At 45.1% G+C, this 21,816-nt stretch carries 26 protein-coding genes; 15 read left to right on the top strand and 11 right to left on the bottom strand.

Translation table 11 applies throughout. The features are described from left to right. Position 1: 1 nt before the first annotated feature. Positions 2–703, bottom strand: a complete 702-nt coding sequence (locus QF049_RS04155) for a Crp/Fnr family transcriptional regulator (protein ID WP_307535022.1) — start codon at positions 701–703, stop codon at positions 2–4. A 71-nt stretch (positions 704–774) separates the two neighbouring features. On the opposite strand from QF049_RS04155, the gene QF049_RS04160 reads away from it, so the two are divergent. Next, complete coding sequence (locus QF049_RS04160; RefSeq protein ID WP_307535024.1) at positions 775–1,503, top strand: YwiC-like family protein; 729 nt, start codon at positions 775–777, stop codon at positions 1,501–1,503. Between the two features lie 138 nt (positions 1,504–1,641). Next, the gene (locus QF049_RS04165) at positions 1,642–2,364 is read left to right on the top strand and encodes a ZIP family metal transporter (protein WP_091017873.1); all 723 of its coding nucleotides are present in this window, start codon (positions 1,642–1,644) and stop codon (positions 2,362–2,364) included. 139 nt (positions 2,365–2,503) lie between these two features. On the opposite strand, the gene QF049_RS04170 is transcribed toward QF049_RS04165, so the two are convergent. The 3 genes from QF049_RS04170 to QF049_RS04180 all read right to left on the bottom strand — a co-directional run bounded on the left by QF049_RS04170 (position 2,504) and on the right by QF049_RS04180 (position 4,855). Beyond that, on the bottom strand, positions 2,504–2,929 hold the full coding sequence (locus QF049_RS04170) for a YlbF/YmcA family competence regulator (RefSeq protein WP_307535027.1): 426 nt from the start codon (positions 2,927–2,929) through the stop codon (positions 2,504–2,506). Between the two features lie 190 nt (positions 2,930–3,119). Further along, the gene (locus QF049_RS04175) at positions 3,120–3,806 is read right to left on the bottom strand and encodes a Crp/Fnr family transcriptional regulator (protein WP_307535029.1); all 687 of its coding nucleotides are present in this window, start codon (positions 3,804–3,806) and stop codon (positions 3,120–3,122) included. 56 nt (positions 3,807–3,862) lie between these two features. After that, on the bottom strand, positions 3,863–4,855 hold the full coding sequence (locus QF049_RS04180) for a multicopper oxidase domain-containing protein (protein ID WP_307535031.1): 993 nt from the start codon (positions 4,853–4,855) through the stop codon (positions 3,863–3,865). Between the two features lie 278 nt (positions 4,856–5,133). Here QF049_RS04180 and QF049_RS04185 point away from each other — a divergent pair, with 278 nt between their 5' ends. The 7 genes from QF049_RS04185 to QF049_RS04215 are packed head-to-tail and all read left to right on the top strand — an operon-like array spanning position 5,134 to position 10,179. Continuing rightward, entirely contained in the window at positions 5,134–5,742 is a 609-nt protein-coding gene (locus QF049_RS04185) for a hypothetical protein (RefSeq protein ID WP_307535036.1), read from the top strand. Positions 5,743–5,781: 39 nt separating this feature from the next. Next, positions 5,782–6,432, top strand: coding sequence for a hypothetical protein (locus tag QF049_RS04190; RefSeq protein ID WP_307535038.1), 651 nt, complete (start codon positions 5,782–5,784; stop codon positions 6,430–6,432). After that, complete coding sequence (locus QF049_RS04195) at positions 6,429–6,989, top strand: hypothetical protein (protein WP_307535039.1); 561 nt, start codon at positions 6,429–6,431, stop codon at positions 6,987–6,989. Before QF049_RS04190 ends, QF049_RS04195 begins: the two co-directional genes overlap by 4 nt. 45 nt (positions 6,990–7,034) lie before the next feature. Continuing rightward, on the top strand, positions 7,035–7,769 hold the full coding sequence (locus QF049_RS04200) for a hypothetical protein (protein WP_307535041.1): 735 nt from the start codon (positions 7,035–7,037) through the stop codon (positions 7,767–7,769). A 21-nt stretch (positions 7,770–7,790) separates the two neighbouring features. Next, positions 7,791–9,092 carry a hypothetical protein gene (locus QF049_RS04205; RefSeq protein WP_307535043.1) on the top strand — a complete coding sequence of 434 codons (1,302 nt, stop codon included), beginning with the start codon at positions 7,791–7,793 and terminating at the stop codon, positions 9,090–9,092. A gap of 32 nt (positions 9,093–9,124) precedes the next feature. After that, complete coding sequence (locus QF049_RS04210; RefSeq protein ID WP_307535045.1) at positions 9,125–9,568, top strand: hypothetical protein; 444 nt, start codon at positions 9,125–9,127, stop codon at positions 9,566–9,568. Continuing rightward, a complete protein-coding gene (locus QF049_RS04215; RefSeq protein WP_307535047.1) occupies positions 9,568–10,179 on the top strand; it encodes an SMI1/KNR4 family protein in 612 nt (203 codons plus the stop codon). The genes QF049_RS04210 and QF049_RS04215 overlap by 1 nt, the downstream gene beginning before the upstream one ends. A 96-nt stretch (positions 10,180–10,275) precedes the next feature. Here the strand turns inward: QF049_RS04215 and QF049_RS04220 are convergent, their stop codons facing one another. After that, a complete protein-coding gene (locus QF049_RS04220; protein ID WP_307535049.1) occupies positions 10,276–10,590 on the bottom strand; it encodes a hypothetical protein in 315 nt (104 codons plus the stop codon). A gap of 108 nt (positions 10,591–10,698) precedes the next feature. On the opposite strand from QF049_RS04220, the gene QF049_RS04225 reads away from it, so the two are divergent. Continuing rightward, a complete protein-coding gene (locus tag QF049_RS04225) occupies positions 10,699–11,748 on the top strand; it encodes a leucine-rich repeat domain-containing protein (protein WP_307535052.1) in 1,050 nt (349 codons plus the stop codon). 166 nt (positions 11,749–11,914) lie between these two features. Then, entirely contained in the window at positions 11,915–12,685 is a 771-nt protein-coding gene (locus QF049_RS04230; RefSeq protein WP_307535054.1) for a cupin domain-containing protein, read from the top strand. 471 nt (positions 12,686–13,156) lie between these two features. Here QF049_RS04230 and QF049_RS04235 read toward each other — a convergent pair whose 3' ends face one another. After that, positions 13,157–14,203 (bottom strand): aromatic ring-hydroxylating oxygenase subunit alpha, encoded by a 1,047-nt coding sequence (locus QF049_RS04235; RefSeq protein WP_307535056.1) that lies wholly within the window; start codon positions 14,201–14,203, stop codon positions 13,157–13,159. Between the two features lie 405 nt (positions 14,204–14,608). On the opposite strand from QF049_RS04235, the gene QF049_RS04240 reads away from it, so the two are divergent. After that, a complete protein-coding gene (locus QF049_RS04240) occupies positions 14,609–15,055 on the top strand; it encodes a carboxymuconolactone decarboxylase family protein (RefSeq protein ID WP_307535058.1) in 447 nt (148 codons plus the stop codon). A gap of 33 nt (positions 15,056–15,088) precedes the next feature. Continuing rightward, complete coding sequence (locus QF049_RS04245; protein ID WP_307535060.1) at positions 15,089–16,024, top strand: sigma-70 family RNA polymerase sigma factor; 936 nt, start codon at positions 15,089–15,091, stop codon at positions 16,022–16,024. Between the two features lie 99 nt (positions 16,025–16,123). Here QF049_RS04245 and QF049_RS04250 read toward each other — a convergent pair whose 3' ends face one another. From QF049_RS04250 to QF049_RS04265, 4 genes are all read right to left on the bottom strand, one after another. Beyond that, positions 16,124–17,077: a hypothetical protein gene (locus QF049_RS04250; protein WP_307535062.1), complete on the bottom strand. Its 954-nt coding sequence runs from the start codon at positions 17,075–17,077 to the stop codon at positions 16,124–16,126. A 240-nt stretch (positions 17,078–17,317) separates the two neighbouring features. Further along, positions 17,318–17,959 carry a spore coat protein gene (locus QF049_RS04255; RefSeq protein ID WP_373419867.1) on the bottom strand — a complete coding sequence of 214 codons (642 nt, stop codon included), beginning with the start codon at positions 17,957–17,959 and terminating at the stop codon, positions 17,318–17,320. A gap of 314 nt (positions 17,960–18,273) precedes the next feature. After that, positions 18,274–19,137, bottom strand: coding sequence for an IS3 family transposase (locus tag QF049_RS04260; protein ID WP_307535065.1), 864 nt, complete (start codon positions 19,135–19,137; stop codon positions 18,274–18,276). Positions 19,138–19,148: 11 nt separating this feature from the next. Then, complete coding sequence (locus QF049_RS04265) at positions 19,149–19,466, bottom strand: transposase (RefSeq protein WP_036673079.1); 318 nt, start codon at positions 19,464–19,466, stop codon at positions 19,149–19,151. A gap of 99 nt (positions 19,467–19,565) precedes the next feature. Between QF049_RS04265 and QF049_RS04270 the strand changes: the two genes are divergently transcribed. Together QF049_RS04270 and QF049_RS04275 are read left to right on the top strand one after the other, a co-directional pair. Beyond that, positions 19,566–19,925 (top strand): hypothetical protein, encoded by a 360-nt coding sequence (locus QF049_RS04270; protein ID WP_307535067.1) that lies wholly within the window; start codon positions 19,566–19,568, stop codon positions 19,923–19,925. Positions 19,926–19,955: 30 nt separating this feature from the next. Then, a complete protein-coding gene (locus QF049_RS04275) occupies positions 19,956–20,684 on the top strand; it encodes a DUF1361 domain-containing protein (RefSeq protein WP_307535069.1) in 729 nt (242 codons plus the stop codon). Between the two features lie 133 nt (positions 20,685–20,817). Here QF049_RS04275 and QF049_RS04280 read toward each other — a convergent pair whose 3' ends face one another. After that, positions 20,818–21,756, bottom strand: a complete 939-nt coding sequence (locus QF049_RS04280; RefSeq protein WP_307535070.1) for an alpha/beta fold hydrolase — start codon at positions 21,754–21,756, stop codon at positions 20,818–20,820. Positions 21,757–21,816 lie beyond the last annotated feature (60 nt).

The raw sequence follows: 21,816 nt of genomic DNA on the forward strand, positions 1-21,816 counted from the left end.
ATCATGCATCCTTTTGTTGTTTCAATGCTTGTAAATCAAGAATGATAATTCGGCTGCGATCCACTTCGATCAAATGCTCTTTAGTAAGCTGATTTAGAAGCCGATTCGCTGTCTCCCTTGTTGTACCAATGGAATTGGCAAACTCCTGGTGTGTCATGGGAAGGTTGATGATAATTTGGTCTCCATGTATCTGTCCATGCTGTTCTGCGAGCATGAGAAGGAAGGAAAGCACACGGTTGCGCACATCCTGACCAGAGAGTACCTGCAATTTATCCTGTAATTCTCGTATTTTGTCTCCGAGTACACGCATGATTTTGATCGCAATCGATGGAGTGCCCAGCATTAATCGTTCGAACAATCGGACAGGTATGGCCAGTAGTTCAGTAGGGGTAATCGCTTCAGCGGTAGCCGGATAGGGGTGTGCGTTAAAAAAGCCGGTGTGCGGGAACATATCCCCTGTTTTGAGGAAAGAGACAATCTGTTCATGTCCGTTCTCATCCGTTTTATATGCTTTTACAATGCCGGTACGAATGAAAAAAACAGCTTCTTTTTCGCTACCTTCGCTAAAAATGACCGTTTTCTTATGAATGCTTCTGGAAATGGCGATATCTTCGACCTGCTTTAATTCTTCTGGACTAAGGTCCTGAAAGATGGGGAACTGTTGTAAAAACTCAGCTGCTGAATCTTTGTTTACCCTGCTCATGAGAATCTTTCCTCTCTGTGTTCATATTTCTGAACTTCGACATCATTCAATCCTAGGAGGTTAACTGTGAAGTGAAAACCAATACGCATTCAATCGTTATCCCCCATGAACATGGCGGCTGGGCCATGGTTAGTGTACCTTTTCTGGTAGGTATGGTTGCAAGTGGGCCGCAATGGCTGCATGTGCCCTTATTTGTAGCCTGGCTTGGACTATATCTAACTGCGTATCCTTTACTGCAGTCTTTGAAAAGAAATGCCAATCGGCAGCGTCTCTACAAATGGGCTGCCATTTACGGTACAGTGGCTCTCATCTGCCTGATTCCGCCCGTTCTTGGTCATACCTCACTGTTATTCTTTGGCCCGGTACTGGCTGGCTTGTTGCTGGTGAACATCTGGCATGTGAGACACAAAGTAGAACGCTCGCTTACCAATGACCTGTGTGCCATGCTCGTATTTTCTCTAGGGGGAGCAGCTGCTTATCTCGTAGGAAGCGGGCACTGGGACTATGGAATGGCGATCGTAGTTTTGTTTTCTTTCTTACATTTTACAGGAAGTACGTTCTTTGTGAAATCGGTCTTTCGAGAGCGAACGAATAAGCGTTGGCTGATGCTAACTCGCATGGTACATATCCTTCTAATCATCATACCGATGGTGATAGGATATCCATGGATGTCTTTGGCGTATGTCTACTCCGCTGTGCGAACCTTCATCTATGCAGGCAGGACACTCCGCCCTATGAAGGTTGGTATCATCGAAATTATTGGAGCCGTGCAGTTCTTGCTGTGGTCTATTCTATTGTAATTCGCATCATTTCATCATAGCGTGATTTTTGAACACAGCAGGTGATATAGGTCACAACGTCGCAGGAATGTTTTTGATTCGTCAGCCAAGGTTAATGGAATGATAGAACATAATTGAACTTGAGAGGGGTCGGCCCAGATGTGGACTGCATTCATGTGGGGCGGCATCTCTGCCTCAGCGGTTGTCATAGGCGCACTCGCAGCATTGTTTCTGAAGATTCCCAAACGAGTCATTGGCTGGATTATGGCTTTTGGGACAGGTACATTAATCGGGGCAGCTACCTTTGAACTACTCGGAGATGCGCTGAATGATGGAGGGATTATCCCTACAGCCATTGGATTTACGGCGGGTGCCGTCGTATATACGCTGTTTGACTTGCTCGTTTCTGCAAAGGGAGGGGCAGGGCGTAAACGCTCGGGAAGGTCAGGAGACTCGAATCAAAGCGGCCTGGGTATCTTTGCAGGCACGGTAATGGACGCTATCCCGGAATCCATCATGCTTGGAGCCAGCTTGCTGGCTGGCAACGGTGTCAGTGTGGTGCTGGTGGTATCGATCTTTGTCAGCAACATTCCTGAAGGTCTGTCCAGTACGGTTGGACTACAGGGCAAGTACAGTCGTGGCAAAATTATATTAATGTGGCTGAGTGTACTATTGATCTCCGCGCTTGCGGCTTTGGGTGGATATCTGTTTCTGGAACAGCTTCCAGAGGAGATGGGTGCAGCGATTGGTGCATTTGCAGGTGGTGGAATCATTGCCATGATCTGCTCGACGATGATGCCTGAAGCCTTTGAAGAGGGCGGGCCAGTTGTGGGCTTGATTGCATCCATGGGATTGCTCGTATCGCTGTTGTTGGATCTGTAGATGACAGAACCAGTTGCTAGTCACTGTCCTCTACATACCTACATTGTCGTGTAGATATTAGTTGATTTATATAAAAAGAGTATTCGAACAGAGTGGTTTCTGATCGGATACTCTTTTTATTATTAAACAAAGGACGTTCTTAGTGGTTGCTGGAACAGCTGCCTCCGCACCCGCAAGCTTCTTTACCCAGTTCATTCGCTTGGGGTAGACGGTTCATTTCCACGGATTTCGTGAAATAGTGACTGATCTGTTGATGCAGCTGGCTGAACTCGCGTTGTGCATAGATGAACCGACGAATGAGGGGATGATCATAAAGAGCACGTTCTTCCTCTTCATACACCTGAATTTCAGAGGCAAGCAACTCAATATTCTGCCGTTCTTTTTCCTCCAGTGCCTGGTGTTTTTCCATAAAACGCTCATACTGGGCTGTGGCTTGCTCATCTGCAGCAAACTGATCAATCATCTCCCGCATCTCTTTGTAGCCTTCATCCTGTAGTAGCAGTGAACAGAGCTCCTGCATTTTGTGCATAATGATCTGTTTGTCCAATTTAACAACCGTATTCATCCCATAAACCTCCTGAAGATATTTTCTTAACTGTATACTGTAATGCTAGGTGACACTGTGATGATACTCACATCCAATGTGAAATATAATACTTGTCCAAAAGCTATATGAGTTGAACTAATCATTCACACGTTAGCAGTGATGGGAAGGTTATTCTGTCATCGTGGTGTTAGTGTAAATAATCTTTAGTTCAGTACGGAACCATTTCCCTAAGCTGCTCCAGTTGAAGAATAAGGATGCAGTTCCCTGTAACCTGAAGCAGTCCCTGAGTTTGCATTATGGCGAGTTTACGACTAAGTGTTTCGGGTGTGATCCCGAGTAGCAGAGCCATATCTTTTTTGAAAACAGGCAGGCGGATCTCATGCTTTGCATGATTTCGGGTATGAAAATACAATAGCAACTTGGCAATCTTCTGTTCCGTTGTCATCGCACTTAGCGAGCTATTCCATTCATCGGTTTCACGGAGCAACTTGGAAATGGCAAGCAGGAAATGATAAGCAAGTTTCGGATTATGTTCAAGTAATTGGTCAAAGTCATGCTTGCTGATAGAGCAGATGGCTGAAGGCTCCAGAACTTCGGCGTTCGCGGCATGTGGTTTTTGGTGTAACAGGGAATCTTGTCCGAAGAAATCGCCGGGAAACAGAAACCGGATAATATGTTCCTTGCCATTTTCATTGTATTTGGATAACTTCACACATCCCTGATGAACCACATAAAGCGTATCTGAGCGTTCTCCCTCCTGGACGACAACTTCGCCTTTGTTATATTTGCGGGTATGCAGAAGGGAGATCAACAAGGCAGCTTCGGATGGATCAAGATGCTGGAACAGAGATACTTTGGAGAAACAGGCAACCTTCGCTTCGTGTGTACAGATCATCGTTTAATCACCTCGAATGGTTCAGGATAGGTATAGCCATTATCTATTGTCATGTCTCAGTGAGACATCGCGGGTCCACCATGATCAGTACCATCCTTGGTCACACGCAGAACAGCGGCAGCTCCTTTGGCTACATGGTTGAACTGATGGGTTACAATCGCATAATCGCCTTCTTCTGTCACGGTGAACTCTACGACAGCTCCACCACTTGCGGGGAGCATAACCGTCTGTATTCCATACTGGATGTTGCGTGGATTCCCATCGGTATATACACGGTCCATAATTGTACCTACAACGTGGAAGGATGAGACTTCATTGGGGCCGGCATTACTGACATAGATCCGCACCGTATCTCCTACTTTGGCTAACAGGGGATGTTTAACTAATCCATAATCATTGCCGTTAAATACGACATAATCCGGTTCCCCGTTCAAAAAAGCTTCGTAATCATGTTCTTTATACCATTCACTCTGAACAAGGGTATACTCACGATCTACCAAGTGATCAGAAGGGTATCCAGCCTTGGGTTCCACAATAATCATGCCGTACATCCCGTTTGCGATATGGGCAAGGACCGGTTTGGTTCCACAATGATACATAAATACACCGGGTGAGGAGGTTGGGTATGTGAACGTACCTTCCTCGCCTGGCATAACATCAATAAATTTGCTGCTTGGAGCAGCATGTACAGCGTGAAAATCCATGGAGTGAGGCAGGCTGGAATCTTTATTTTTCAACGTGAACACCAAGGTATCTCCCTCGGTCACTCTTAGGACGGGTCCGGGAACGGTACCATTAAATGTCCAAGCGTTGTAGATTACGCCTTCGGAGATTTCGATATCTGTAACCTGGGCCGTCATTTCAATATATACCGTAGTACCTTCTCTGCGAATGATCGGGTCCACCGGGGGTTGACTGATCGCAGAGGAGGAGGAGACTTCATCGTGGTGAACAGGTTTAACCGTATCAGTGGAACTACAGTGAGAGAGAGTTGCTGTGAATATAGCGAATACGAGTGACCATTTATATACATTCAGTAAGGAAAACATAGTTGCACAACCTTTACTCAAGTGATGTTTTTCACAATCTAAAAAGCAGGTTTTCTTTCATTTCAGTAGTTATTTAGTTATAGATTACGTTATTGAGGTGGGGACGGGTGTGATGAGGCACACACTTGGGTATGTCGTATTAGACGTATTTCCAACATTGTTCCTTCAATTCTTGTGCTGAGGAACGGAGTTTCATATAATTTTAGAGAGATGGATTGGTAAATGTTGAGTATTCTGACGCGGTGTGTGTCATAGTCCAGGAGAAGGGTGGATACAGGATGAAACGTTTCGAAGATGAAGGTGCGTATAAGTACAGTTTTTATTCGGTTCTTCGACGGGGAGAGCGGATTGATGTGAAATGTCCCAAATGCGGTGGGCACGCTTCGATTGAACAACAGAATGATCAACTGGGATGGAAGTGTTTCGAATGTTACGCTCAAGCTTTTGAAGAACCAGTGTATCAATATAAAGCCAAGGGGAATTGTGCTGTATGTGAACGCTGGTTCAACGTGGAAGTCACAGACGAGAAGAAGACGTCTCACCGATCAACGCATGTGGAATGTCCGCATTGTGGTTCTGTTAATCAGGTTGAATTACACGCCAAGCCGACATACCAAAGGTGTTTTTCCGAGATTCGTGCAGGGAAAGATCCTGTGTTCGGGCTGGAATTATACTTCCTGGATAATTTCAGAGGGAAAATAATATGGGCTGTGAATCGGGAGCATCTGAATTATCTCATCGCTTATGTCTCCGCAGATCTGCGTGTGAAATACGGAAATATGCCTATACGAACGGCTTCACATAGTATTCCGGCTTATATCAAGGATGCAAAGAACAGGGATGTGGTTGTGCGTACACTGTCAAAGCTTCAGCACAAGACTGGATGAGAATGAAATTGAAGAGTTAACGCCGCAAGGAGAGAAGACATGAAACTACGATTTAAATTAACTATTTTTGCAATCATTCTGGGTATGTTGATGATTCCTGCTTATTTTATTTTACAGACTTATGGCATATTTCAAAAACAGACAGTCTTATCTGACTATGCTCTCGCGGTTGATGTTAAAGGGAAGTCCTATGAAGCCTGGCCGCTGATTAACAGTTTTGCAGCGATGGATAAACAAGAGGATAACCGTCAGTTTTATTACCGGATCGATATGAGTCATATCCAATACCTGTTTAATCTGGCCTATCGGGAGTATGAAGTGAAGCCCGGTGGGGACAATCCGTATCTGGAAGGTACTGTAAACTATGAACACACGGACCACGCCTATGTGCAGACCGAGAAAAAGTACGAGAACGCCAATGATTTTAGAACCGTTCTGAATCTGTATGATCAGGATGGGCAGGTGATTTACTCCTACGATAACACTGGCAAGGGAGATAAACAGCTCGTACAATCCATTATTCATCAGGGAATGAGCCGTAACAGTGGCGGTAGTAGTGAAGCTGCCCGCGATCCTTATATCAATATTACGGCGCTATTCCGTGACAAGCTAAACATCGATGTGAAACTGACGGTGGATGAGGAGCACAAAGTAGTTACTATTCGAATGAACAAATCGGAGGCGAGATGATGAATGAGTATGGTGTGCAACACGGACCTGCTTATCTGGAAGGTTTGACAAGTAAGGACAACGACATTAATTCCGAGGAAGTGGAGTGGAAAGGCAAACTTCAAATGAGTGATGGTCATGATAAATTCCATATTTTTTATTATGGTGACTTAACCGAAGATGATCTGATTACCTGGCATGATTCGACACCGCTTCTTGTATATGCGGAGCATACGGTCACGGGTGAGCGCTATCTGCTTATTGATGCCGCCAAGCATGGATATGATGCCATGTTATGTGAGACCTATTCGGAAGAAGCACTACATGACAGACCCCTTCGTCCTTACCTGGATGTTGAAGGAGAGGACATCTTTGAAGTAGAGTTGACGGCCTACTACAATGTGCCTTGGGATGAAGAGTTTGGCGAAGATGTAGATGAAAATGGTGCATATGAACTGATTACGGGAGAGCGCATGCATTTTGATCAGGTCAAGCGTGATGGATATGATGCCTTTGCCATTCGAATTCTGAATCGTAAAGGCGTATGGACTGACATTGTACAGGAAGAACTGGCTTAGATCCTGAAAACGAATGAACCAAACTGAGATGGGAGATGTCGACAAATGTATATCGTATCCCGTGTACTTAAGCCGGTTCCAACAGAGGAACTGGATCACTTTGAACAACAGCACGCCATCTCGCTGCCTTTGTCATACCGGACCTGGATTGAACAATACGGAGAGGGTACATACACGGGATGGATGAATGTGCAGAGGCCGGACCCGGAAGTGCTGAAGCCTTTTGTTGAATATGATTTTTGGATACATACGGATGATTCGCCTATAAGTCAGCATCAACTTGAACAGTGCATCTCCATCGGCAGTTCTGTAGATGGAGATTTCCTTGCTGTTCATCCGGAAGTTGAGGGGCTGTTGTGGCTACCGCGTCATGATGAGAATATCACCTTATGGACATGCTCGGAGACTGAATTTGGCGAAACGCTGGACCGGATCTATTGTGGGTATTACCATCAGGATAATCCAATAACGCCACTATACTTTGAACCGTGGAATGAGCTTCGGAAACATACGTTTTACCATTTTTCAGGGACGGAACAGGGAAGCTCTATGAAGGAACTCGCTAATACATGCAAAACAGAATTTAAGTGGGATGCTGTGTTGGAGAATGAGTACATGTGCAAGATGTTCATGGTGTCGATGGGAGGATATTTACGATTTAACTATGCAACTGGGCGAGAAGTTGCCCTGTTCTATGAAGAAAAGAATGGTGCGGAGGAGGCAACGGATAACGAAATCAGTTTGTTCTTGCAGGCACATCATTGTACGGCATATGAATAGATGCAGAGTGGAGGGGAACAGATGAGTTGGTTAAAGGAAGACATCGCGGAACAATGGCGCAATGAAGGCAAGCGTTATGCAAGGGATGTCAATGCATTTGTCCAGAGAAGCATGGAGGGAGAGCAACCGGATGAATCCGAGCTGGAGGGAGACTCCAGAAACGGAATGAGTATTAAAGTATTCCATATGGTGAGACAGGCCAATCTCCACGGTGACTTGGAGGTGCTCCGACGTGAGCTGCCAGCAGCGACGTGGCCACTGAATGAGACGTTTCAGGCTTCCATGCAGGCGGTCAATGTTGTAGGTTATCTGAACGAGGAAACGTGTGTATGTAATACGGGGATTTTCACGGAGAATAGTCAGATATATACGATGGATCAGCAGGGGTGGCAGTTGATCTCTTCATATACTTTTGCAGGCTGCTCATCAGACGGATTGGACTATGCGCTTGCAGGACCGGATGGGATTCGTGTCATTCGTCAGCCAGATCGCAAGTTGGAAGGACAAGAGATAGCGACATATCGTTGGGTAGATATTCAATCCCGGATACAGTCGTCCTCACCTCGAATTGAATCACTTGCTGATTGTGAGCATCCCGAACGTACACTAGAGGGACTTATACCTATGGATGAAGGCAGGGCACTACTTATACATTCACGATACGGGATATATCTGGTAACGGAAGATCAAGTGACATTGCTTCATCCCGATCTGGCAGAGATCGAAGAATATGAGCTAGAGGATACACAGTTAGACATGGGACATGCAGCGGTCTCTCGGGATGGTCGATGGATTGCATATGGTAGCCAAGGAAGCAATCATATGGTGATGGACCGTCAGCTGATCAAGACATACTCCCTCTATCCAGAATCAAGCTATCCTCATTATGCGGCATTCACCAGTGATAACCAGACCGTCTGGTTTAACGCATGTCATTTCTATAACGGGGTCACGATACAGGTTCTGCTGGAATCAATCGCAGGTAACGAAACGAAGGAAGATTGGCCGGTCATGGATGAGAATGCACGAGTGTATGCAGCGGTGGAAATAGAGGCAGGCATGGTGCTGGGGGATGCATATGGTTATCTATATTGTGTAAATGGCGAGGGTAAGGAAGTATGGCGTCATTTTGTGGGAAGTACCATCTATTCTCTCGCCGTATCGCCAGGGCAGTCCAAGCTGGCAGTTGGCACATATGGTGGCATGCTGCATGTGCTTGATCTTTGTTCCGAAGAAATGGACGAGTACGGGATAGGTACAGGCACTCTTCGTGAGTTGGAGCGGTATGTGTTTTGGCGTGGAGAAGAACCTCTGCGCTGGTGAGGCAGCATGACAACCTGTAAAGGGGTGAACGAATGGAACGTGAAGAGGCTGTAACGTTATTAAAATGTCACTCCTTATCCTATGATGATCTGAGTCATCCCAAGATGGAGAACGGTTTTATTGGCAGTCTGCGGCCCTTCCGCGGACAATTGATTGAAGGGAATTTTCATGAGTTGATGGAGATACTGCGGGTTCTGGCACCAGAACTTGCACGGCCTTCACTGGATCGGGAAGTCATGGCATGTCTATGGGGAATTACTCACATGGCCCGTGCCTGGGCCGTTGAACCTGAGGGTATGCTTCGCAGCAACAACCTCATTTCGGACGAGCAGGTAGTTTTGATGGAACAATGGCTTAATTTGTTATCTTACGCAGTCATGATCCTGATCGAAGGTGGCGGAGAAGAAGAAGCGTTTTGGGGCTATCATCAATATGTGCAAGAAGAGAATGGCGGAGCTAAGAAAGGGGAGGTCTAGTGAAACCGGAATCGAATGTAACATTAAACGTACTTATTGACGAGCTGAATCGCTTGCTGGATGAGAAAATACAGGATCACGAGATTCGGCAATTGTTTGAAGAATATCAACATCGGGAAGGTGCATCCGAGGAAAGTCTGGATCTATTCGAAAAGGAGTATGGCGTCCGGCTGCCTGGCGATTTTCGTACCTTTTACCAAGGCAAAGACGGTAGTGGCTATGGGTTGCATGTGCTGTACCCGGGTGATGCTGAGGCTGGGCGTTGTACGCCATTTTATATGATGTCATTGGAAGAGATTCGAGAGACCAAACAATACTTCTGTGAAGTGGATGAGAAGCTGGAAGAGTATTATTCTGCGGAAGAGATCAGCCGGTTGGACCCTGAGATTAAGCCGTACCTGTTCCACAAACCATGGATTCCATTTGCAACGATCGCGGGAGGTTCACTGTATCTGATGCTCGATTTCGATCCAACGGAGGAAGGGACGTATGGACAGATTATTATGTACGTGCATGATCCGGACTTTGTTTATTACCTTACACCTACCTTCACGGATCTCCTCAGCATGACGAACCGAAATCTGAAGGTGATGGATGACATCACATATTAAATCTAAACGATTAGAGGATAGTTCTAGATGAATAAAGAAGCTGCTGAAGCAGCTTCTTTATCTGATCTGAACCTGGACTTTGAATGAATCACTTGTTTACCACTGAAAAAAACGATGTCCGTGAAATCCTCCGCCTGGAGGTCCTCCGTGTCCACCTGGACCACCTGGACCACCGTGAGGTCCACCGGGATAGCCACCTCCTGGGAAATGACCAGGGTGTCCACCGGGGTAACCACCGCCGGGATAGCCACCATGCCACCAAGGGCCACCGATCGGAAATGGCAGTGGAACAGGAACGATGGGCGGGTATGGATAGGGATAAGGATAAGGGTACGGTGGCGGTGGTGGATAATAAGGGTAAGGATAACCCGCGAGTTGCGGGGATGACACTGAACCAGGACCGTATGCCATGTAACAAGCCTCCAATAACTGGATTGATGATATCAGCCTATGCCATAGTGGTTTCAGGTGATACAGCAGATTGAAGAATAATGAATATAGAGTCATGAGGGGGAGCATATGGTAGCCGTAGCTTTTCACACCGATCCAAGAGGAACTGCCTATGAACTGTTGATTGACGAATTGATCGAGAAGACAAATCGTTTTATGCTGGTTGACCGAAAGTATGTCGAGGGAGATACACCTGAGAGGGTTGCCAAAGTGTTACAGAGACTTGAGCCGTATCTGATTGAAAAGAGTACGATGGAAGAAATGATGATGCAAAGTGGCGCTATGTACTCAGAGGGCATCTATTACATATATCGTTGCACGCCTGATTCCGGGCAGGTCCTTAAGGAGGAAGCCAATCGCTTTCATGACTGGTTATATCCGTCATTGCCGGACGATCTTTGTTTTCTGAAAGAGGATGGGAGCGATTACTTCTACACGGTTGCTCATGAGCATATGTATGGCATGCACATTACACAAGAAGAAGCAATTGAGCTAATGGAGCGTATTCCAGGTTTGTTCTTCGAGTTAGATCGTCAGAAAGATATTCATCGACTGTTGGAGGATGCAATCAGGCATCAGACCGATGTGCTGAATATTAGTTCACATTTCTTGAAAGAGATTCCGGAACGAATTCGGGAATTGAAATACTTGAAACGTTTGACGATTTTTGAGCAGGATGTTTATACGCTTCCTCCAGCCCTTTTTGAACTGGCATCTTTGGAAGAATTGGAGATCATGACGGCGGATTTAGAAGGTATTCACCAAGACATTGGAAAATTGAAACAACTTCGAGAGCTTAGAATTTATTGCGGTAGTTCTTATCATGTTCCTACCGGGTGGAAGCCAAAGGAGAAGTCGAATCTTGGTCTGAAACATATTCCGGCCGAGATTGGCGAATTGAGTGAACTTGTGAATCTGGATATAAGTTACTCTGGCATTCGTGAAATCCCACCCGAACTGGCGCAGTTGAAGAAACTGCGTTATCTGAGTATAACGAATAGTTTAATCGAAGGAATGCCGGACATAGTCAAGCGAATGACCTGGCTTCAGAGTGTAAATTTGGACAGTACTCCACTAGGGATCAGTTGGGAGGACATCTCCGACGAAGAAGAATTATAATAACCAAATATCCCGGCTCCGTGTATCTGAGTCAGGGATATTTGTTGTGCGATGAAAAATTGGCGGAAATGGGCTCACGTATCTGGGCGCTGGGCATAAGCTGGCATATAGGTTATGACCTAAACCGAGAGCGAAGGGCAGGCGTTTTATTTTGGCAACCTCATACATGGATTACACTTTACCAACCACCGAATTTACTTACGATTTGAGCAATAACCCGTTATTCAAGAAGGATGAGAACAACTATATTAACTCTCTTTCCATCAAGCAGTTAAACACACTGGGCAATACTTCTTTACTGGATATTTTCCTCAACACGGGCAATGTGGTTGAACCTCATATTCATCAGAATGCAACCGAACTGGTGTATTGCACCAGCGGTTCTGCCGTCGTGTCCCTCATCAATCCGTTTACCAATGAGTTGCTTCATTTCCCGATTACTCCGGGGCAAGTGGCGAATGTACCTCAAGGCTGGTGGCATTATGAAGTGGCTACTGCAGATCAAACGCATCTACTGGCGATCTTCGATGCACCGGTGCCTGAAGCGATATTCGGCTCAGACATCTTGCGACTTACACCTACCAAACTTCTGGCTTATACGTACTGTCTAGATGAGAAAAAAGTTCAAGAAGCGCTGGCTCCCATTCAAAAAACAGTGATTATTGGCCCGCCGGCAGATTGTATGACTTCCACTGCCCCCATCTCTAACAGTGCTCCAAATGTGAATCATCAGCCGTACGTAATGCCTAATGTACAGCCAAATATGCAACCAAACACACAACCCAACATGCAACCAAATACTCAGCCCAATATGCAACCTTACGTAAACCGTCTTCCTTACTGGGGCACTTGGGTTGATCCACGTATTATCCACGAACCGGGTTGCCCGTATTATAGAGAGCTTCCTGTGAATACGAATAATCAAGAGGAAAGATGAACTTTAGTAGGCAAGGTTTATCTAATACACATAGGTAACTCAGTTGAATTAGGTATAGCAAAAGAAGCGTCCGCAAAGGAACGCTTCTTTTTTTGATTAAAGGTGTCTTCAAACCTGCTGAAAGCCGATGCATACCTGAACATGTCCGGAGCATGGAGTGTTAACGAATCGTAGGCGTCTTAATCAAGGATTTGAAGCGTGCCCAGAAATTAAAGAATCTGAGACACTTTATATCAGAATAAATAGCCGTTTGATGTGTTTATATCGGGGATTATGGGAAATAACATGTCTGGAGTTCCTTACAATTTTAAATGAGGACCTAGAGGCCAAATAAGATGTCCTGAGTTCCTAAGAAAATTTTCAACCCATTCCCCCAGAGTCCGCAGGATGGTACTTCAAGACTTTTTAGGCGCTCACATTTAACTCGATAGCTTAATTTGAATACACACCTTGTATTTATATACTATCTACTTATGACGTGTAATTTCGTCCCAAGCCAAGCTCCGTTAATAATTGACGGTAAGCAATCGAAGTACGGTCTGCGGGAATATGGGCCTCGGCATGCAGATCAAGGGGCAGATCCTCCGGTTTCTGTGACTCGACCATCTCACGGTCTTCTTCAAATACCTGCAAGTTGAACTTGATTGTGTCTTCAATCGGAGCATCTTTGTCAAAGTTGCGTGTGATTGGACAGAATAGACGTGTATAACGGGCAGAGATCGGCGAAGCACAATTCAGAATATTCAGCTTGTCCTCACCTGGGAAATGTACCGTAAGAGAAGCCGCAAAAGGTGGGAACACTCGAAACTCGCGCAGCCATTGGAAACCCTCAGGTGCAACAAGATCTTGCCCTTTACCATAGTTACTCACTGTACTCCAATACTCGGCCAGTAACTCATTACCTTCGCGTTTCACCTTGTATTGGGGGACTTCTGTGTTGTTTCGGTCACCAAACGTTTTGGTATGCACATAGGCAAAATGGGATACATCCAGGAATCCCTCCATTTGTCGTCCAGAGGAACCAGCAATGTCAAAGTTGGGTGGCAAAATATTGATATAATCCGGATCATCCCATCCAGGGAAGGAGGGGATCTGTTCTTCCGTTCCTGCCAAAGTGGTCCATATTAAGCCATAACGTTCAACTGCCGGGTACACAATGAGTTTGAGCTTAGGCGAGATCTTGGAGCTTGGGTGCGCAGGCACTGCGGTACATTTTCCTTCACAATTATAACGGAAACCGTGATAAGGGCAGACAATCTCGCCATTTTCTACCCAGCCTTTGCTAAGTGGAGCCCCGCGGTGAAAACAAAGATCCTTGGCTACCACAGCCTGATCATTACTGCGATAAAGAACAAGCTTCACATCGAGTAATTGAGCAGCCAAGGGTTTGTCTGTTACTTCGGTTGCTTGGGCTACCGGGTACCAATATTGGGATAATACATGCCAGTCTTCAGCGGTGAACGTACAGCCTCTAGGCAATTCGGACGTCACATTACGGTTTGCGTTGGAAGTTATCATAGGAAACACTCCTTGCCGATATGATTAACGTTTCTCTTTTCATGTCAGAAAAGTTAACTTGATTAGCCGTATGTTACTACTCTTTTGGTCAAAGTATCAATATATCAAACCTACTTTTGGTTAAAATCACAAACGCTGCAGCAAAAACCGTACATGAATACGGAGATTTTCGAATTTACATTACGTTTGATGTTATTTATAGAAAAAAAGAACAACCTTTAATTATGTTATTTCTTTTACTGATTGATGGCTTTATGGAGGTTTACTGTTTAGAATTTGCAGTGTGAATATTCGTTAGTTGAGCAACCATTCTTGTGGGCATAAAAGATTTTCGCAAAGAATGTCACAGATCCCGGCCGTCATTTGTCTACAGTATGTAACCCAAATGACGGAGGCGAATGAGAAATGAATTTAAGAACGAATTACAGAGTAGCGAGTCCAGGTGCTTTTAAAGCGATGATGGCGATGGAGCAATATATATCCGGGCAATTTGAAAATAAAGTATTGTATGAGCTGTTAAAAATCCGGGTGTCCCAGATTAATGGCTGCGCCTTTTGTCTCGATATGCATGCCAAAGATCTGATGAAACTGGGAGATTATGCGGATCATATTCTCTTGCTAAGTGTGTGGCGTGAAGTGCCTTTCTTCACGGATCAAGAACGTGTTATGCTGGAGTTGGCTGAAGCGGTGACCCAAATCTCTGAGCACGGTGTACCACTTGCGTTATACGATAAGGTACGTGAACATTTCAGTGAATCCGAATTGGTGGATCTGATCCTGGCCATTAACACGATTAACAACTGGAACCGGATTGCGATCACAACTGGGATGTATCCGGGTTGCTTTAACTAGAAATACACGCACTCATGCCAGAGGAGGCTTCTTATGAATTCTAATTTCCACGCCAATGAGCCAGAAGTGTCTTCTCTGGATGTTGGTGAGTTGTATATTCGTTATAAAAAATATGCATTTTCAATAGCTTATCGCATGTTGGGCAGTGTGGTAGAAGCTGAAGATATTGTGCAGGATTGCTTTGCAGGGATTCAGAGCACGTCTGCTCAGGATATTCGTAATCCCAAGTCCTACATCGCCAGATTGGTTGTGAACCGAAGCCTGAATCTGCTAAATTCCGCCCGTAATCAGAGGGAAAGTTATGTTGGTGAGTGGCTGCCAGAGCCGATGGGTGACAGTGAAGAGGCGAACATGCCAGAGGAAACGATGGAGAAAAAAGAGCTGATCTCCTACGCCTATCTGGTCATGTTGGAGCGTCTATCGCCCATGGAACGGGCTGTTTTTGTCCTTCGTGAAGCGTTCCGATATGATTATTCCGAAATAGCGGATTGGCTGGGCAAAACGGAGAGCAACTGCCGTCAAATCTTTAGCCGTGCCAGACGGAACTTGCCTGAAAAACTTCCACCGATCGAGCAGAGTGATGCGGATATGATAGCCAAGGGTGAATTGCTGAGCCGTTTTACAACGGCTTTCCTTCGTTATGACGTCTCTGCCATGCTTGAGTTACTGGCGGATCAGCCTGTATTTACAGCAGATGGCGGTGGCGTTGTGCATACGGTTATGAGAACAATGAACGTTCACAAAGGTGTGCTTGCACTCCTGACCTCACGGCGAGTCCTTACGCGATTGCGTGAAAGAGAATGGGTGCCCATGTGGATCAATGGCGAGCTTCAACTCGCATTGATGAAAGAAGGGCAGTTGTCCGAGGTACTCTGTTTGGAGTTGGACGCTTCCAGAGAGAGGATTGAGGGCGTTTATCTCGTCGTAAATCCAAACAAACTTACATCAATAGACACCTCAACTCTTTGATCCAAACGTAAGGACTTGATATGTAAACTTAAAAGCGGCAATCTCTTTCTCGAGGACTGCCGCTTTTTTGGCATTCACATTTTGCGATTCAGCATCCAATTATTCCCGGGCAAATTGTTGTTGAACAGGTTCAATGATTGCTCTGACTTCAGGTGTAAGCTCATCACTGTTCTGATTGAGAACCAGTAAAATCTTTTCCATAGTGTCCAGAATAACACTCTCCTTATTGGGCTCACGCTTAGCCAAAGCTTTCTCGTAAGCTTGTTTCACCTCAGGGTCCATGGTGCGGATTTCTTCGTCCGTGTACCAATCATAAGCAGGCGTGTTGTCACTTCCGTAAAACAGATAATCCACAAATAACCCTTGCTTCACTGCTGATGTGCGATTGGAATTCGGGAAGTTGTTCAAAAAGGCTTCTTTCTCCAATGCACGCTGGATTAATTCGTTCCAAGAGATGATAATGCCACCATCTGAAGTCGTCATTTGGTTGGACTCGGTAGCCATAATATCAATGTACGCAGCAATATCAGCCTTAACAAAAGGTTTGAACTTTTTGTATATCTCATAATTGATGATGGGGTAATACAAACCTTCACTGGTTTCCAGTTTGAACCCGAGATCAGAAGCTTCCTGCAGAAGTTTCTTCGCTGTCGGATCTTTAATTTCTTTGAGCAGACGACTATATGTAAGCTTCTGTTCGTAACCAAGTTGTTCATGGGCTTGAGATATGGCCTGTTGAAATTGTTCCGTATACATTTGGTAATCCATATCAGCCAATTTCACGTTCTGCATGTTCTCCAGTTGCAGCGTCATTAATGTGGCCTGCCAAGGGCTGACTTTATCGATATGATTCATCAGGTATTTACGCGCTTTAACCAGACTTTCTGTGGACTTCACTGCTTCTGTTCGATAGGTTTGGAATTGATGATACACCGTTTTGGAAGCGGGAACAGGTGCAGCCAGTGTTGTTGAAGGTGTGATTATTGCGCCAATGGCAGTACAGCCGAGAGCCATAGCCAGTAAACCAAGTTTAGTAGGTTGCTTCCATCTCATTTGTATACCTCCCGATAATGAAGAAAAAGCTATTTGAATTTTCTTATAACCGCATGTTACCGTATTTTATATGTATGATCCGTATGTTGAATATGTAAGTTCTGTCTTTGATTAAACCAGTTTCTGGTAAGCGAATCAAGTGTCTTCAGTAGGAAAATGATTACAAATAATGAAAGAACAGCCCCTAAAACCCGAAAGGGTTAAAGAGACTGTTCTAGGTATTCGTACTTTATTTTCTAATTAATGAAGTGGTTTATTACTATTAGGCATCTGAGGTGCTCCGGTTGCTGGAATGTATGCCTGAAGCATCTGTTGTGTATCACTTGGGGTGAGTTGAGGTACTTGGTAATAGGCGTTTTTATTCTGGAACATGAAAATTTCATAGGCCATCTCGATAAAATGCTGGATCTGAGAAGCGATGACTCGGCGAACCGTTCCATTTGTGATCTCGCTACAGGACATGCCGAGCAGACTCGCATGTGACTTGATCAGTCCCAGCATATGACCGCTAATCCCGGCATCCTTTACATCGGCCAAGCTCTGGTTTGGTTTTTTCGGTGCTGATGGCTTAAGGCCATATACCGGTGGTACCATGTTGGGGATCATATAGGTAGCTGTCTCTTGATGAGGCTTCTGTCCAGATGCAAAACACTCTGCTGTCAGATTGTACTGGGATAATATGAAGTTGTACTGTCGGTCCAGAATGCCAATCAGTTCTTGGCTCTGCACAAAAGTACGAAAGATCATGTATTGATCCAGCACGTTAATGGTGGAGGACAGAATCTCATGCACATCGAACATCTCATGGCCGCCATGATTCATGTTAGGGGTGACATTTGGATTAGCATTTAATGTGGGTTGTACTACATTCTGAGGGTTCATGGAATTTGGATTCATTGTAAATTTGATTCTCCTTTGGTAAATGGTATGATTCTAGTATGCTTGGAGAGTAGTAAATTTATGTATTGTGTATGGATAAAAGCGTACGCACAAATAGGAATAGGCATGGTGGTGGTTAAAGATGGAAGAGACCGATCGGGGTGTAGCAAAGGATTTGTTCGTCAAACATTACGGGAGCGCTATACAAATGCATCGAGAAGGTGTGTATGCAGAATATAAGCGATGGGACGTACCCCAAGAGTTAGAGGAACAATGGATAGGGGAGCGAATTTGGACCTATGTCAAAAAAGTAGACACTACGCTGCGGATTTGTCCGTAAATTTCATCGCAAAACGAGCAGGGGAAAGATACCCTAGCGCGCCATGCATTCGCTTGCGGTTGTAATAGAACTCAATGTACTGGTAGATGGCAGTATAAGCCTCTTCCGGCGTCTTAAAACGAGGGTTGCAGTAAATGAGTTCCTTCTTTAAAATACTGTGCCATGACTCAATACAGGCGTTATCATAACAGTTTCCTCGGCGGCTCATGCTTGATTCCATTCCGTATGATTTTAGTTGCTCCACGTATTCTTTTGACGTGTATTGAGAGCCGCGATCCGAGTGATGGAGCAATCCCGGAGCAGGGCGTTTGGCCTTGTAAGCTTCCTCCAGTGCACCCATCACCAAACTGGTTTCCATATGGTTATATAGACGCCAGCCTACAATTTCACGTGTGTACAAATCCAGAACGCTGGCGAGATATAGACGACCTCCTCGGCAAGGAATGTAGGTGATGTCGGTAACCCATACCTTATTCGGTTTGGACGTTTTAAATTGCTGATTCAGCGTATTTGGCGCAAGGGGATGGTCGTGTTTGGAATCCGTAGTCTGAACGCGATATTTGGGCATGACCACAGAACGTAGATTCATTTGACGCATGTATATACTGACAGTACGAGAAGAGATTCGCAACCCTTCTAAATGGAGCAGATACGTAATTTTAGGGCTTCCACACCGCATCTGGTGGTCGTAAAAATGATAGCGAATACGCTTCATGACCTCGTCTTTGCGGTTCTGTCGCTTGCTGGTTTGGCCCATTCGCCATTTGTAATATCCGCTCCGTGATACTTGAAAGGTTCTGCACATCTTCTCCAAAGAAAACTCGGAGCGATGATCTTCCACAAACTGAAATCTTAGCTCTTTGGTTTGCTGAAGATGTGCACTGCTTTTTTTACAATCGCCAGTTCTTCTTGTGTATCCGCAAGCGTGTGCTCTTTCTCTTGAAGCAACCGGCGCATCTCTTGAAGCTCTGCTTCCAGCTCCTTCACTCGATCTACGCTGGCAACAGGCTCATGTTTTAGTTCGCGGTACTTACTCATCCATTGGTGCAACGTACTTTTTGGAATGTTGAGTTCTTCTGCCAAATCTCCAAGTGTCTTCGTCTGCTCTTGAATGAATTTGACCGTTTGTTTCTTGAATTCTTCGTTATATCGTTGCCGCTGTTCTCCCATGTGGACACCTCCGTTAGTCTTATTATCCTTCCGTCCGTTAACGGGTGTCCACTTTTTATTCTAGCTCCAATTCAACAATTAAGTTCCGAGCTGTCTATCATGAATTGGGATGCGGTAGATGAACTTGCGTTGATTGCCAAACATCGGACAGAACCCAATATAATTAAGGCAATTACAGAATTTGCCTCAAGACAATTGAAGAGTGCAGACAGTATGGTTCGTCTCGTGTATGCTGAACGTCTGATTGAGCTCATTAAACGGTATGAATCTTCTCTGCCGATGGACAAGTTACGGGAAACCTATCAATTGACGATGGACTTGCTGGTTGATGTGGCGACTAAACCGTTGGTGCTTGATCCAGGCCATGAACTACAGCAGTATGGATTAAAGGATAAACGTGGATTGAATTTACGTGTTGAAAAGAACAAGGAAGAAATCATCCGCTATTTTCGAAATTAATTTGAATTTTATCAAGTGAGGTCAGAATCATTGAGAAAACTGAATTATATTCGCATATTTATTTTCCTTAGTGTGGTCACAATAGTAACGCTTGGATTGTACTATGTAGCCGCAGATTGGCTGGATCAGCGTTATTTCCGCTTCCTGATCTGGAATCTGTTTTTGGGCTGGATTCCTTTTGTGTTCTCTTATGCATCCTATCTGCTATCTGATGTGAAATGGAAAGGGTCCGCATGGCTTGCAGTCGTAAGTGGGCTGCTGTGGTTGTTATTTTTCCCGAACTCTTCTTACATTGTTACGGATTTGGTTCATCTGACAGCAAGAAGTTCTCGGTATTATGGTGGAAATGGAGTGGACTACACCTACTGGTACGACTTGAGTGTTGTATTAATGTTTGTCTGGACTGGACTCCTGCTTGGATTCCTGTCGATGTATCAGCTTCAGGAAGTGATCTATCACCGAATTGGACGCTGGGCATCCTGGATCTTTGTACTGGCTGGCTGTGCTTTGGGAAGTTACGGGGTATTGCTTGGACGTGTATATCGACTGAATAGCTGGGATGCACTGACGAATCGCGAGACGCTAATTGAACTGATGCACGAAAGTGTAAGCCGTCCTTCTCTGGCGTTTTGCCTGTTTTTTGGCACGTTTATCACTACAATCTATGCCACATTGTATTATCTGATTAATACGAGGTCTCCTCGTGAAATGAAGAAGAGTGCAGGAAGTCCTGAGGTTGACCTACAAGCGTTGCGCTAAATGAGGCATGCAACCAAATAGAACTAATCTTAATATATTGCTTAAAGGGCTGTTCCAAGTCATACACATGGCTATTGGAACAGCCCTTTCGTTATAACGAGACCTGGATCTACTGAGAAAAAACATCTTACTTTTACTTACCAGAGATTAACGCTAGGATTGTTTTCACAACCAGTTCAGGTTCATCGTGAATAATCATATGTCCACTGCGGGTGGCCACAATGAGCTGACTATCCTTCGATATATTCAACATGTTACGCTGTCCCGATTGCCATATGGATTCGAGCCTCTGCCCAATTTCAACTGGAATCCCTGCACTAGCATAGTTTTGAGGACGTCCGCGTGCAATGATACGTACAGGGATTGATCCAAGACTTTGGCCACGAATGGCATCTTCTGTTGAATGGGCGAGGAGGGCTTCTGCTTCTTTGGCGTGAAAATAGGAAGGGGTAGCAATCACATTAACAAAGGTATCCCGATCTTGCTTGGCAACCAGACCATCAAGCATAAAGTCTGGAAATAATCTGAAAGCTCCAGATACCTTCAGTAAAGATAACAAGGAGGCAGGCGGGTTTCCCTGAAACTGAGCTTTTTCCAACAAAGTCTTTGTGTTCCGTTCATCATCCTCAGGTCTCGCATCAATGAGGACAAGGCTCTGAACCTCATTTGAATAGGTCTGTGCAAAGAGTCTAGCATACATACCCCCAAGAGAATGGCCTACCATAACGTAAGGACCACGGATATTCTCCTTCTCCAGAGCTGCATGTAAATCTTTGACGATATTTGCACCTGTACGTTCTGTAGGTGCAGATTCACTCCAGGCATATCCTGCACGATCATACGTGACCACCGTTGCATGTTGGGCGAGTGCCGCAGGAATGTCTCTCCACGACAAACTCGTCTCACCACTTCCAGCCTCCATAAGTATGGTCGGCGAGCCATTTCCTTGTTTATGAATGTGTAGTTGGTAACCGCCGACTTGAACGAGTGTACCTGGAGGTGGAAAGTCCTTTTTGGTCTGCGACGAAGCAAACCACTCATAGAGGAAAGCGGCACCTATCAGTAGTAGCATTGTGCAGAATAACCTTACTATGAAGGTGAAAACTCTGAATTTCTTGCGTGTTGAGGCTGG

Source organism: Paenibacillus sp. W4I10, assembly GCF_030816325.1.
GTDB lineage: Bacteria > Bacillota > Bacilli > Paenibacillales > Paenibacillaceae > Paenibacillus > Paenibacillus amylolyticus_B.